14 protein-coding genes and 1 pseudogene are annotated in these 13,100 nt (G+C 68.3%); 7 read left to right on the plus strand and 8 right to left on the minus strand.

Translation table 11 applies throughout. The features are described 5' to 3' along the window. Positions 1-690 precede the first annotated feature (690 nt). The 5 genes and pseudogenes from HKK72_RS42405 to HKK72_RS42895 all read left to right on the plus strand — a co-directional run bounded on the left by HKK72_RS42405 (position 691) and on the right by HKK72_RS42895 (position 4,572). Complete coding sequence (locus HKK72_RS42405; RefSeq protein WP_222721246.1) at positions 691-1,530, plus strand: AraC family transcriptional regulator; 840 nt, start codon at positions 691-693, stop codon at positions 1,528-1,530. 68 nt (positions 1,531-1,598) lie between these two features. Then, positions 1,599-2,198 carry a dihydrofolate reductase family protein gene (locus HKK72_RS28450; RefSeq protein ID WP_187237517.1) on the plus strand — a complete coding sequence of 200 codons (600 nt, stop codon included), beginning with the start codon at positions 1,599-1,601 and terminating at the stop codon, positions 2,196-2,198. 192 nt (positions 2,199-2,390) lie between these two features. Then, the gene (locus HKK72_RS40150; protein WP_222721247.1) at positions 2,391-2,882 is read left to right on the plus strand and encodes a hypothetical protein; all 492 of its coding nucleotides are present in this window, start codon (positions 2,391-2,393) and stop codon (positions 2,880-2,882) included. Beyond that, positions 2,771-3,474, plus strand: a pseudogene (locus HKK72_RS41440) (MMPL family transporter); the annotation flags it as partial. The gene HKK72_RS40150 and the pseudogene HKK72_RS41440, both read left to right, overlap by 112 nt. 270 nt (positions 3,475-3,744) lie before the next feature. Continuing rightward, positions 3,745-4,572, plus strand: coding sequence for an MMPL family transporter (locus HKK72_RS42895; RefSeq protein ID WP_410050347.1), 828 nt, complete (start codon positions 3,745-3,747; stop codon positions 4,570-4,572). Positions 4,573-4,671: 99 nt separating this feature from the next. Here the strand turns inward: HKK72_RS42895 and glnA are convergent, their stop codons facing one another. Beyond that, a complete protein-coding gene (glnA, locus tag HKK72_RS28460) occupies positions 4,672-6,096 on the minus strand; it encodes a type I glutamate--ammonia ligase (RefSeq protein ID WP_187237518.1) in 1,425 nt (474 codons plus the stop codon). A 289-nt stretch (positions 6,097-6,385) separates the two neighbouring features. On the opposite strand from glnA, the gene HKK72_RS28465 reads away from it, so the two are divergent. Continuing rightward, a complete protein-coding gene (locus HKK72_RS28465) occupies positions 6,386-6,871 on the plus strand; it encodes an RDD family protein (protein WP_187237519.1) in 486 nt (161 codons plus the stop codon). Positions 6,872-6,991: 120 nt separating this feature from the next. Here HKK72_RS28465 and HKK72_RS28470 read toward each other — a convergent pair whose 3' ends face one another. Together HKK72_RS28470 and lipA are read right to left on the minus strand one after the other, a co-directional pair. Further along, on the minus strand, positions 6,992-7,684 hold the full coding sequence (locus HKK72_RS28470; RefSeq protein ID WP_187237520.1) for a DUF4191 domain-containing protein: 693 nt from the start codon (positions 7,682-7,684) through the stop codon (positions 6,992-6,994). 156 nt (positions 7,685-7,840) lie between these two features. Further along, a complete protein-coding gene (lipA, locus tag HKK72_RS28475; RefSeq protein WP_315987483.1) occupies positions 7,841-8,767 on the minus strand; it encodes a lipoyl synthase in 927 nt (308 codons plus the stop codon). Positions 8,768-8,991: 224 nt separating this feature from the next. Between lipA and HKK72_RS28480 the strand changes: the two genes are divergently transcribed. Continuing rightward, on the plus strand, positions 8,992-9,507 hold the full coding sequence (locus HKK72_RS28480) for a YfbM family protein (RefSeq protein WP_187237521.1): 516 nt from the start codon (positions 8,992-8,994) through the stop codon (positions 9,505-9,507). Positions 9,508-9,558: 51 nt separating this feature from the next. Here the strand turns inward: HKK72_RS28480 and lipB are convergent, their stop codons facing one another. From lipB to HKK72_RS28505, 5 genes are all read right to left on the minus strand, one after another. Then, entirely contained in the window at positions 9,559-10,224 is a 666-nt protein-coding gene (gene lipB, locus HKK72_RS28485; RefSeq protein ID WP_187237527.1) for a lipoyl(octanoyl) transferase LipB, read from the minus strand. A gap of 190 nt (positions 10,225-10,414) precedes the next feature. Next, positions 10,415-11,152, minus strand: a complete 738-nt coding sequence (locus HKK72_RS28490) for a peptidase E (RefSeq protein ID WP_187237522.1) — start codon at positions 11,150-11,152, stop codon at positions 10,415-10,417. A gap of 129 nt (positions 11,153-11,281) precedes the next feature. Further along, a complete protein-coding gene (locus HKK72_RS28495; protein ID WP_187237523.1) occupies positions 11,282-11,914 on the minus strand; it encodes a GNAT family N-acetyltransferase in 633 nt (210 codons plus the stop codon). After that, positions 11,911-12,807, minus strand: coding sequence for a TIGR01777 family oxidoreductase (locus HKK72_RS28500; RefSeq protein WP_187237524.1), 897 nt, complete (start codon positions 12,805-12,807; stop codon positions 11,911-11,913). Before HKK72_RS28500 ends, HKK72_RS28495 begins: the two co-directional genes overlap by 4 nt. 29 nt (positions 12,808-12,836) lie before the next feature. Next, positions 12,837-13,100 (minus strand): Lrp/AsnC ligand binding domain-containing protein (locus HKK72_RS28505; RefSeq protein ID WP_187237525.1); only part of this gene is annotated, 264 nt, incomplete at its 5' end.

The raw sequence follows: 13,100 nt of genomic DNA on the forward strand, positions 1-13,100 counted from the left end.
ACGGCGGAGGGGACGGTCGACGGCCTGCACGACCTGCCTGTGTGCCTGGAGGACCGCCGGCGGCGGAGGTTCCGCCAGGCCCTCAGCGGCTCAGACGTCGTAGTACTGACTGACTGACTGACCCATGTTGACCTGCGCAAACGTCGATGACTTTCGGCTATTTGTACCACGCTTGTAACAAGCAGCGCCCGGCGACAGACGCCGGCCCTGCTGCACGCGCAGAGGGACGACGGTGGCGCTCACTTTGCAGCGGGTTCGAGCGCGCTCGCGCGTGTGGTGAGCACGGTGGGCACCACTCGGAAGTAGGCCCGCTTGTCGCGCTGTTCGCGGGTGGCCAAGCCCCGCCTCGACGAGGATCTTCATGTGGTGCGAGTCCGTGGCTGGCTCAGGCCGACCGGGTCGGTCATGTCGAGGATGCACGCCCCGCATCTGACTCGAGTAGGCGGCGACAGCGCAGAGGGTCGCCCGAGGAGTGCTGCCAAGGCGGTCTTTGCGGCATCGTGACAGACGTCAGTGGGCTTCCACCGTCGTCGTAGGACTGTGAAGGGGGCTTTCACAAAGTGGGTGCAGTTGGGGCCCGACATCCGCCGGGGCGCCCGTCCGGGATCGGCGCCGGCTCGATGCTGGCGGCGGCGCGGCCCGACAATCCCGGCGCGCGATGCCAGGCGGGCCGTCGGCGATGATGTGGGCGTGGAGTATGTGTCCAGAGTGCCGCGTCCGCCGCTGGACGGCCTGATCGACGATCTTTACTACTTGGAGGGCGTGCCGCCGTACGCCCGGTTGCTGCTGCCGGCGGCACCGGCACCGCTGCTCATCGTCAATCTCGGGGCACCATTCCACATCCGCGCGGGCAACCACATCCAGGCGGCCGAGTACGCCGACGGCTGCGTGGTCAGCACGCCCACCCGCGCGTGGGAGTTCGGCTACCCGATCCCGAGCCGGTCCGTCGGCGTGCACTTCAAGCCGTGGGGGCTGGCACCGTTCCTGCCGATGGCCGCGGCCGAGCTGCGTGACCGGCCGGCGACGATCGAACAGGTCTGGGGTCAGCCCGCCATCGCTGAGCTACGAGACCGGCTGGCCGCCGTGCACGAACCCCACCAGCTGCTGACGGTGCTCGAGGAGGGGCTGATGCGACAGGTACGCGAGACCCCCGGCCTGGATCTGGTCCGCCACGTGAGCACCGCCATCGCGGCGACCGGAGGGACGGTGGCGATCAGCGACCTGATCGCGGCGGGAGGTGTCAGCAGCACCTATCTGGCACGAAGCTTCAAGCAGATCATCGGCGTCACGCCGAAGCGGCTGGCCCGGGCGCACCGCTTCTCCACCACCGTGCTCGCCATCGACCCCGCCGAACCGATCGACTGGGCAGACCTCGCCGCTCGCGCCGGCTACTTCGACCAGGCGCACTTCGGTCACGAGTTCCGGGAGTTCACCGGCTTCACGCCGACCCGGTACGTCGAGGTCCGGAGGCGTTTCCTGCGCGAGCATCCCGGCCACGTGCTCGACGGCTGGCCGTTGCCGGCCGATTGAATTCTTACAAGAGCGAACAGCTCGACGCGCCGCAGACTTCGGGGACACATCCCCATCAGAGGAGTCCCATGAGCAAGGTAGTCATGTACGCGTCGGTGTCGGTCGACGGCTTCATCGCAGCCGAGAACGACGACCCCGGGCCGCTGTTCGAGTGGCTGGTCAGCGGTGAGGTCGCGTTGGACGAGAGCGGTGTGTTGAAGGTGTCGCAGGCCTCCTACGACTACGTCCGGCCGTACTGGGACGAGATCGCGGTGACCATCGCCGGGCGCCATGTCTTCGACATCACCGACGGCTGGGACGGGACGCCGCCGGCTGGGGTCGACCACGTCGTCGTCGTCAGCCACCGGCCGCCGCCCGAGGGCTGGGACCCCGAGGCGCCGTACCACTTCGTCGACGGCATCGAGGCAGCGGTGGCCAAGGCGCGGGAGCTCGCGGGTGGTCGCACCGTCGAGGTCGCGGCCGGAGACGTCGGCGGCCAGTTCCTCGCCGCGGGCTTCGTCGACGAGGTGCGCATGGACGTCGCGCCCGTCGTGCTCGGCTCCGGCAAGCGCTACTTCGGCTCGGTCAACGCACAGCACCTGTTGGAGGATCCCGACGTGGTGATTCAGGGCAACCGGGTGCTTCACCTGCGCTATCGGGTGCGCCCCCCGGCGTCACCTACTTCGTGAAGGTTCTCCATCGGCGGAGCAGGTAGACGAAACGTCCGCTCAGGCTCCCGTTTCCTTCTTCGGGCCCTCAAACCCGACAGTCACACCGCATTTACCCATGGTGTCGATGATTTCGACAGCCTTTCCACGGTCGGTCGGGCTTCTCGGGGAAACCCGATGCCGACTGTCCCCGCCCCCGTATGGAGTCTCACCATGCATCGCCAGATCGCCGGAAAACTGACCGGCCGCATCAGCAAATGGATCGTTCTCGTCGCTTCCATCCTGGTTCTCGGGGTGATGATGCCCCTCAACGCCAAGCTGGTCGACGTCCAGAACAACGAGGCGGCGTCATGGCTGCCCGGGTCGGCCGAGTCGACCAAGGTCGTCGAGGAGCTCACCGGCACCGTCAACCCCAACGACATCCCGACGCTGGTCGTCTACCACCGCGACTCGGGGCTCACGCCCGAGGACTTCGCGGCCATGGACGAGCACGCCGAGGAGATCGCCCAGATCGACGGCGTGGTGGCCGACAAGGCGTCATCACGCCCAACGCCGCTGCCCTGCGCGAACAAGGGCAGCCCGTCCCCGAGTTGGTGTCCGAGGACGGCCAGGTCGCCTATCTCGCTTTCACGTTCAACTTCGGCGAGAACGGCTGGCTCGACATCCCCGATGCCGCCGACGAGGTCCGCGACATCACCGCGATAGACGGCGTCATCGTGCACCTGGCCGGCTACGGCGGCCAGGCGGTCGATGCCTTCGAGGCCTCCGAGGGCATCGACACCAACCTGATCATGATCACGCTGCTCGTGGTGGTCGTGATCCTGCTGCTGACCTACCGCAGCCCGGTGCTGTGGCTCCTGCCCATCATCTCGGCCGTGTTCGCCTACATGATCTCCGGCGGTGTCGTCTACCTGCTCGCGAAAAACGCCGACCTGACCGTCAACGGCAGAGCCAGTCCATCCTCGGCATCCTGGTCATCGGCGCCGGCACCGACTACGCGCTGCTGCTTGTCGCGCGATATCGCGAAGAGCTCCGTCGCCACGAGGACCGGCATGAGGCCATGGCGTTCGCATTGCATCGCGCCGCTCCGGCCATCCTGGCCAGCGCCGCGACCGTCGTGATCGGTATGCTCTGCCTGTCCTTCGCCGATCTCAATTCCACGGCCGGACTCGGTCCGGTCCTCGCGGTCGGAATCGGCATCACCTTCCTGGTGATGGTCACCCTGCTGCCGGCGCTGCTCGTGATCTGCGGACGCTGGGTCTTCTGGCCCAAGCGGCCGGCGTTCGGCTCTCCCGAGACCACCGGCAACGGCTTCTGGTCGCGCGTGGGAAACCGGATCGCCCAGCGCCCGCGTGCGGTCTGGGCGGTCACCGCCGGCCTGCTCTTGATCGCGTGCCTGGGGCTGTTCAAGCTCGACCCGTCGGGCTTGTCGACCGAGGAGGCCTACACCAAGAAGTTCGACTCGATCCAGGGTCAGTCCCTGCTGATCAACCACGGCCTCTCCGACACCTCCAACACCGTGCAGGTGGTAGCCAACACCGACCGGATCCCTGAAGCGCAGGAGGCAGTGGCCAGCATCGACGGGCTCGGAGAACCGACACCGGTCCAGGAGATCGGCAACGACCGTTCCTACTTCGAGGCGACGGTGGGTGCCGACATCTCGTCCACCGACGCCTTCGCGATCGTCGAGGCGACCCGGGACACAGTGCACGCGGTCAGCGGGGCCGATGCGCTCGTGGGAGGCGGGTCGGCGTTCTATCTGGACACCAAGCTGGCGTCAGAGCGGGACAACCGCGTAATCATCCCGATCGTTTTGGTCGTGGTGTTCGTGATCCTGGTGCTCCTGCTGCGCGCGCTGATCTCACCGCTGATCCTGATCGGCACCGTGATCTTGTCCTTCGGGGCCGCGCTCGGCATCTCGACGCTGTTGTTCACCGAAGTGTTCACACGCCTGCCGCTGTTCGAGAGCAACTCCGGCTTCGCCCATACGGATCCAGGGTTCCCGTTGTTCGCCTTCGTGTTCCTGGTGGCTCTCGGCATCGACTACAACATCTTCCTGATGACGCGGGTGCGCGAGGAGACCGCCCAGCACGGCACCAGGAAGGGGTCGCTGATCGCCCTAACCTCGACCGGAGGCGTGATCACGTCGGCCGGACTGGTGCTGGCGGCGACGTTCCTGGTGCTGTGCTCGCTGCCGTTCGTGTTCCTCGTCGAGCTGGGCTTCGCAGTGGCGTTGGGGGTGTTGCTCGACACGATGATCGTCCGGTCAGTCCTGGTCACCGCGCTCAACCTCGACCTGGGCGGCAAGGTCTGGTGGCCGAGCAAGCTCGACACCGGCCAGGGCGAGGCCGACCCCGGGTCGGCCGAGCCCGAGCGGGAGACCGTGTCGGTCTGAGCCACCGTCCGCAGCTCTCAGTCCAACTTCCGGGGAGCAGTTCACAAGCCGGAGCCCTCGTTCTCGAACGGTGAGTTCGAGCTCTATGCGCACAAGTGACTATATGTCGTAATAGAGCTCGAACTCGTGGGGGTGCGGGCGTAGCCGGATCGGGTCCAGCTCGTTCTCGCGCTTGTAGCTGATCCAGGTCTCGATCAGGTCCTCGGTGAAGACGCCACCCTCGAGCAGGTACTCGTGGTCGTCCTCGAGCGCCTTGAGCACGGCATCGAGCGACCCGGGCACCTGCGGGATGCTGCGGGCCTCCTCGGGCGGCAGCTCGTAGAGGTCCTTGTCCACGGGCTCGACCGGCTCGATCTTGTTCTTGATGCCGTCGAGGCCCGCCATCAGCATCGCCGAGAACGCGAAGTAGGGGTTGCAGGACGGGTCCGGAACGCGGAACTCGATCCGCTTGGCCTTCGGGTTCGAGCCGGTGATCGGAATGCGGATGCAGGCCGACCGGTTCCGCTGCGAGTACACGAGGTTGACCGGCGCCTCATAGCCCGGCACCAGCCGATGGTAGGAGTTCACCGTCGGGTTGGTGAACGCCAGCAGCGAGGGCGCGTGCTTGAGCAGGCCGCCGATGTAGAAGCGGGCGGAGTCCGACAGACCGGCGTAGCCGACCTCGTCGTAGAACAGCGGCGAGCCGTCCTTCCACAGCGACTGGTGGCAGTGCATGCCGGAGCCGTTGTCGCCGAACACCGGCTTTGGCATGAACGTCACCGTCTTGCCGGCCGCACGGGCGGTGTTCTTCACGACGTACTTGTAGAGCATCAGGTTGTCGGCGGTCTTCAGCATCTCGTCGAAGCGGAAGTCGATCTCCGCCTGACCGGCCGTGCCGACCTCGTGGTGCTGCATCTCGACGGTGATGCCGACGTCGATGAGCTTGCGGACCATCTCCGAGCGGAGGTCGGTGTAGTGGTCCATCGGCGCCACCGGGAAGTAGCCGCCCTTGTACGGCGGCTTGGCGCCGAGGTTGCCGCCCTCTTCGACGCGGCCGGTGTTCCAGGCGCCCTCGACCGAGTCGAGGTAGTAGTAGCCGGCGTTCTGCTTGGTCTCGAAGCGAACGTCGTCGAAGATGTAGAACTCCGCCTCGGGGCCGAAGTACACCGTGTCCGCGATGCCGGTGCCCCGGAGGTAGTCCTGGGCCTTCCTGGCGACGTTGCGCGGGTCACGGCTGTAGGGCTCGCCGGTCAGCGGGTCGTGTACGAAGAACGTGAGGTTCAGCGTCTTGTGCTGGCGGAACGGGTCGAGAACCGCCGTGCTCGGGTCTGGGAGCAGGAGCATGTCGGACTCGTGGATCTCTTGGAATCCGCGGATCGACGAGCCGTCGAACATCAGCCCATCAGTGAAGACCTCAGCCCCGAAGCTCTCCACGGGGAACGTGAAGTGCTGCATCGTCCCCGGCAGGTCACAGAACCTGACGTCGACGAACTGCACTCCTTCGCTCTCGATATAGCTCAGGACCTCTTCGGCGTTGTTGAACATCCAACCTCCCAGGGGCATTTTTTCGGCATACCGAACGTATGAGGCGGCCATTTCCCTGCCATGTCTCATATGTTTCGGCTGTGTTACGCGACTCCATTCCCGCCGGGAGTGCGGCGAACCCGGCGTGGTACCAGTCGACTCTACGCGTCCCGGCCGGTCAGACCCACCGCACGCGCCGCCCGGCCGCGGAGAGGACTCGTGGGCCCGCGCCGCGCAACGCCCGCCCGCCGCCGGGCGCAAGGCGCGGGGGTCTGCCCGAGCGGCCCCCGCGGCCGGATAACTTTGACGCATGGGCAGCGGTGAGGAACAGCGAACCGGGCGGTCGGGATGGACCGGGACATGGCTCGGCGGAGTGCGTTCGGCGGGAGTGGAGCTCGGCTATCCGGGTGAGCGGCTCGGATTGCCCGAGCACGGCAGCGGTGCGGTGGCGGGCTACGGGCGCCGGTTGATCGCCCTGGCCGTCGACCTGCTCCTGGCGGCCGTGATAGCGGCGTTCCTCGCCCGCACCTTCGGCTGGGACCAGCTGACCCGCAGCTGGGCCTCCACCGGCATCTTCGGGCTCCAGGCGTGGGTGCTCACCGGGCTGCTGGGAGTCACCATCGGCAAGCGGCTCTGCGGGCTGCGCGTGGTGCGGCTGGACGGCAGGCCGATCGGGCCGGTGTGGTCACTGGCCCGGACCCTGCTGCTGCTGTTCGTGGTCCCGGCCCTGCTGTGGGACCGCGATCACCGCGGCCTGCACGACCGCGCAGCAAACGCCGTGGTCATAAGCGTTTAGTCGTGCTCGCTTCGTTCGAACTGCCGCGCCTTAGGCGCGGCGGCTCAGGGCGCCTGTGAGGCGGAGTCTTCGCTCGCTCCTCAGTCCAAGACCCCGCCGCCGCCCCTCGCGGGGGGCTCTTCAGCGGATGCGGGGCTTGGGGGCCTTCGGCATCCTGGCGCCCTTGGGGATGGGGCCCTTGGGCATCTGCATGGTCTGGGGGAGCGCGCGGAGCCGGTCGTTGAGCTCGGCGACCTGTGCCTTGGTCAGGTTGCGCGGCAGCTTCATCATGTGACGTTGCAGCTTGCCGATCAGGATCTGGCCCTCTTCGTCGCCGACCTGGACGTCATAGATCGGCACCTGCTGCGCCGCCCGGGAGATGCGCTTCTTCTCCGCGCCGAGCAACTGCCCCACGCGGGTCGACGGGCCCTCGGCGACCAGGATCACACCCGGCCGGCCCACCACACGGTGCACGAGGTCGAGGTTGCGGTTCCCGCTCACCGCGGGAGTGACGGTCCAGTTGCCGCGCATGGACTCCAGGATGCTGGCCGCCGCGCCGGGCTGGCCCGCCAGCATCTTGTACTGCGTCCGCTGTGCCACCTGGCCGAATACGATCATGCCCACGGCCACGGCGGCGAGGATCCCAAGCGGGATCATGAACCAGATCTGGCCGATGACCAGCCCCAGGACGACGAACAGCACCAAAGTGCCGATCGCTGCGGCGAAGACGAGCGGGAGCGCCTTCGGATTCGCCTGGCGGAGAACCTTGGCGATCATGCGGATCTGCTTCATGCGGCCGGGACGCTCGGCACCGTCGTCGGGCTTGTTTGCCATAGACCGCAGGATACGAGCATTCACCCCGCGAGGGGAAAACGGACCCGCCCGATCCACCGGATTCCGCCGGAAATCGTCCCGGCGTGGATCACCGGCGGCGCGTCCGTGCCGGCGGCGCGTCACCGCCGGCGTGCGTCCCGAACGCCTTCGCCCCGGTCAGCCGCGCCGGTCGAGGGCCTGCTGGTAGAGGCGTCCTGCGCGATAGCTCGACCGCACCAACGGCCCGGACATCACTCCCGCGAATCCGATCTCCTCGGCCTCGCCGGCGAGCTCGACGAACTCCTCCGGCTTGACCCAGCGCTCCACCGGGTGGTGGCGGGGCGACGGCCGGAGGTACTGCGTGATGGTGATCAGCTCGCAGCCCGCCTCGTGAAGGTCCCGCAGCGCCTGGGAGACCTCCTCACGCGTCTCGCCCATGCCGAGGATCAGGTTGGACTTGGTGACCAGCCCGGCCGCACGGGCCTCGGTGATGACCCGCAGGGAGCGGTCGTACCGGAACGCCGGCCGGATCCGCTTGAAGATCCGCGGCACGGTCTCGACGTTGTGGGCCAGCACCTCCGGCCTGGAGCTGAAGACCTCCGCGAGCAGTTCCGGCACCGCGTTGAAGTCCGGGATCAGCAGTTCCACGCCGCACCCCGGCACGGCCGCGTGGATCTGGCGGACCGTCTCGGCGTACAGCCACGCGCCCTGGTCGGGGAGGTCGTCGCGCGCGACGCCGGTGACCGTCGCGTAGCGCAGCCCCATGGACGTCACCGATTCGGCCACCCGGCGCGGTTCGTCCGGGTCGTAGTCGGCGGGCTTGCCCGTGTCGATCTGGCAGAAGTCGCACCGGCGGGTGCACTGGTCGCCGCCGATGAGGAAGGTCGCCTCGCGGTCTTCCCAGCATTCGTAGATGTTGGGGCAGCCGGCCTCCTGGCACACCGTGTGCAGACCCTCGTCGCGGACGAGTTTGGTCAGCTCCCGGTACTGCGGCCCCGTCCGCAAGCGCGTCCTGATCCACGGAGGCTTGCGCTCGATCGGTGTCTGGCTGTTGCGAACCTCAAGCCTGAGCAGCTTGCGTCCTTCTGGGGTTACCGTGGTCACGCCCTCTAGCGTACGTCTCGTACATCGGTGACCCACCATCCGGTCATCCCGCCTCATCTCGGGAGATCACAGGACAGGGTCGACAAGGCTGCGCGGAGGTAACGATCAGGGAGATCGGGCCACTTGACGCAGGCCGATTCGGGTGTTTCCACCGTCCGTAGCTAGGGATCTCTCTAGGGTGACTCCCTGTTGCCTTGCTTGAGTCGTATGCAGGAGGAAGTCCCGTGGGTCTGGCGATGTCGTACCTCAGGCTGCCGCCGTCGCTCGAGGGCGAGCCCGACCCGGGTCGTATCGCCCGCCTGGTCTTCGGCGCCGCCGACTGGCGCCGCCGGCATCACCCCGGCCAGATGTTCGACGTGGGCGGTGCGTGGCAGGGCCTGCACTATCTGCTGACCGGTGACGCCTGGGACGGGCGGCCGCCCGAGGCCGACGCCGTGTGCGGGGGCCGGTTGCTGACCGAGGACGGCGCCGCGGAACTCGGCATGGACGTGATCTATCTCGCTCCAGACCGGGTGAAGGCCGCGGCCGATCACCTGGCGAGCACGCCGTTCGACCGGATCGCCGGTCGTTACGACCTGTCCCGCATGGCGGCCGCCGATGTGCAGGACGCCGTCCACTGGGCCCGCCGGCCGCCGCAGGAGGCGAGGGACCGGTACCTGCGGCCCGCGTACGAGGGCCTCACGCGCTTCTACCTGGCCGCAGCCGGCGACGGCCAGGCGATCTACAAGGTGATGAACTGATCGGAGGCCGCCCGCCCGCCAGGGGCGGACGGGACGGCCGGAACCCGATGGTCAGCTGATCTGTGCCGTCGTGCGATGGAAGGTCTCGGCCGCGCCGAAGACCTCCGCGAGATGTCGTTCGGCCAGCGGCAGCGTCTCGGCGACCGTCACCGGGCGGCCGAGCTCCAGGCTCAGCGACGTCACCCCGGCGTCCCGGATGCCGCACGGCACGATGCGGTCGAACCATGACATGTCGGCGTCACAGTTGATCTCGAAGCCATGCATGGTCACGCCCCGCGAGACCCTGATGCCGATCGCGGCGACCTTGCGATCGGGCACTCCGGGCACCCAGACGCCGCTGCGGCCCTCGACCCGCTTGGTCTCGAGACCCAGATCGGCACAGATCCGGATGAGGACCTCTTCGAGCGTCCGCACGTACGCGACGACATCGACCGGATCCGGCAGCAGGACGATCGGATAACCGACCAGCTGCCCGGGCCCGTGCCACGTGATCTTCCCGCCGCGATCGATGTCGATCACCGGGGCGCCGGGGTCGCCGATCGGGCGATCGGCGGGCGCGGTGCGCTTGCCGGCCGTGTAGACCGGAGGGTGCTCCAGCAACAGCACCGTGTCGGGGATCTCATCGGCGGCGCGCCGCTCGTGCGTACGCCGCTGCAGGTCCCAGCCGCGCTCGTACGGAACCGCGTGCTCCCCGAAGCCCGCGTGCACGAAGACCAGCTCACGCGCGTCCGTAGGTCTGCTCAGCCTGCTCCGCTCGTTCGGCGGGTGCTGTGTGTCGTCGGTGCTCTGCGTTGCCTGGCGAACGTCGCGCGTGCTCTTTGGTTCGCTCCGCTCGTTCGGCGGGTGCTGTGTGTCGTCGGTGCTCTGTGTTGCCTCACGAACGTCGCTCACTGCACCAGCTTATGTCTCACGGGCCGGTGAGCAGCCGGGGCTCGATCACGGTCTCCTTGGCGGCCCCCGAACCATCGGGCTCGACGAGATGGGCCGCGGCGCCCTTGCGGTACGACACCGCCTGCACGAACTCGGTGCCGACGTAGTGGAGCGCCACCGACTCGTCGGCTGCGTACCCCCTCGGCAGCGTGCCTTCGCCGACGAGCCGCTGCAGCAGCGGGCGCCGCTGCGGATCGCTGTCATAGTGCACGCCGCAGGAGTACGGCAGGAACCCGAGGCCGTCGGTCAGCGCCCGCAGTTGCGGCCCGTAGGAGTCGGTGTTGCCGCCGACGTGCCAGCACAGGGCGCCCGCGCTCTGCCCGGCGAACACCACGCCCGCCTCCCACGCCTCCTGGAAGATCTCGTCCAGGCCGTGCACCCGCCACAGCGCGAGGAGGTTCGCCACGCTGCCGCCGAAGACGTACACGAGATCCTGGCTCAGCAGATGCGCTCGCATGTCGGCGACATTGGGCATGGGGAACAGCGCGAGGTGGCTGATGTCGGCATCGAGCTGGGAGAAGCCCTCGTACGCGCGCGCGATCTTGTCGGCGCCGTCGCCCAGGGCGGTCGCGAGGAAGCACACCCGTGGCCGGTCCACGCCGGTCAGGTCCACGGCGTACCGCAGCAGTGGGCTCGGCGTCAGCCCGCACCGGTCGTTCGGCATGAAAGTGCCCCCGCCGATGGCGAGGATGTGCGGCTGTCCGTCAGTGCTCATTGCTCATTGCTCGCTCTCGATCTGATGCCGATTACTGGTCACCGTAGGGGCGCGCGGACGACTTCCGACCACGACTTTGACGGTTCTTGGGACGGACCAGGCCGCCGGCTTCCCGAGCGCCCGATCGGCTCATGGGGTTCGCAGCCATTCTCGGACGCCTCCCTTCCGGCACAGGTGCGCCGCGGAGCCGTGCCGGAACCACCGCGATGCGATCACTCGTCCGTTCGGGAGGATATGCGGGTCGGGGCCGTCGCCGGAAACGAAACCGGCGGCGATCAGCGACCGCTGCGAGGCGATGTTGGTCTGCTCGGTTCCGGCCGCGACCTCCACGATTCCCAGATGCTCATGGGCGAGACGTACGGCGGCCTGGAACAGCGCGGCGCCGAGGCCCCGGCCGCGAAAATCCGGTGCCAGCCATCCGCCCATCTCGTAACGCTCCCGGTCCTGCGCGAGATTGATCCCGACCATGCCGAGGAGCCGCCCGCTGCCGGGGTCGAGCGCGGCGAAGAAGCCATGGGAGCCCGCCTTCCCGCGGCCGGCCGCCCGGTCCTCGCGCGGAATCGTCTCGAGGCACTGTGCGCGCACCGGCGCGGGACAGATCTGCTCCGGCCGCCACCCCAGCCAGTACTGGGCCTCGGGATCGGATGCGGCGGCGTGCCCCACCACCATGTCCTCGATCCCGGCGGTACGGAGCAGTATCGGTCCCTGCTGGAGGCGATGCCTGCGACGGCCGCAGCGGCCGCTGTCGCCGCTGTCGCTCATCCGGGCCGTAGGCCCGATGCCATGACCGAATCGATGTCGGGACGCTCGAACGGGAAGCCGCATTCGATGAGCCGCCGGGGGATGATCCGCTGGCTGATCAGTAGCGCCTCATCGGCGAAACCGCCCAGCGCCGCCCTGAGCGCGAACGGCGGCGCGACGAACAACGTGGGCCGGTGCACCGCACGGCCGATCGCCTTGGTGAACTCGGCGTTCGTCACCGGCTCCGGCGCGGTGACGTTCACCGGTCCCGTGAGGTCGTCGCGCTCGATGAGCAGGCGCAACGCCGCGATCTCATCAGGCAGCGAGATCCAGCTCATCCACTGCCGCCCGCTGCCGAGCCGCCCCCCGAGCCCGAGCTTGAAGAGCGGCAGGACCCTGCCCAGGATGCCGCCCTGCGGAGTCAGAACGGCTCCGCCACGGGGATGCACGACCCGGATGCCGGCCTGGGCGGCGGGCTCGGCCGCAGCCTCCCAGTCGCGGACCATCTCGGCGAGGAAGCCCGAGCCCATCGGCGCGGACTCGTCGGCGTCCTGGCCCGCGGTGTCGCCGTAGAAACCTATCGCCGATCCGGACACCAGGACCGGCGGCGGCCGCTTCAGCCCGGCGAGAGCCTCGGCGAGCGTTCGGGTGCCCACGACCCTGCTGTCGCGCGCCTTGGCCTTGTACGACGCGGTCCAGCGCCGATCGCCGATGCCGGCACCGGCCAGGTGCACGACGGCGTCCAGGTCCTCCAGGGCCGCCGTGTCGACGTCCCCGTACGGGTCCCACCGGGCCTCATCGGGCCCCTCAGGCTCTCTGCGGACAAGGCGCATCACGCCGTGGCCGTCGTCGCGCAGCGCGCGTACCAGCGCCGCGCCGATGAGTCCTGTGGAGCCGCTGACCGCGATCCTCATAAGTCTCAGCCTAATCGCGTGTCGCCGGACTAGCGGGTCCACCCGTTGTGCGGCGTGGCCTTGAGGTATTCCTCGGCGGGGCGCTCGACCGGCCGGCCGGCGTATTGCGTCGAGAGGACGACCGACGAGCGCAGCTCACCGTGGCTGCCGAGCCGTTCCAGCAGTCCTTCGAAGTGTTCCAGCGACACCGCTCGGACCTTGACCATCGAGCAGTGGCCACCGCTGAGCTTGTGGATCTCGATGACCTCGGGGTAGTCGCCGGCGGTTCCGGTCTTCAACAGGCACCTGCCGGG

It is taken from the genome of Actinomadura sp. HBU206391 (assembly GCF_014323665.1).
GTDB lineage: Bacteria > Actinomycetota > Actinomycetes > Streptosporangiales > Streptosporangiaceae > Actinomadura_C.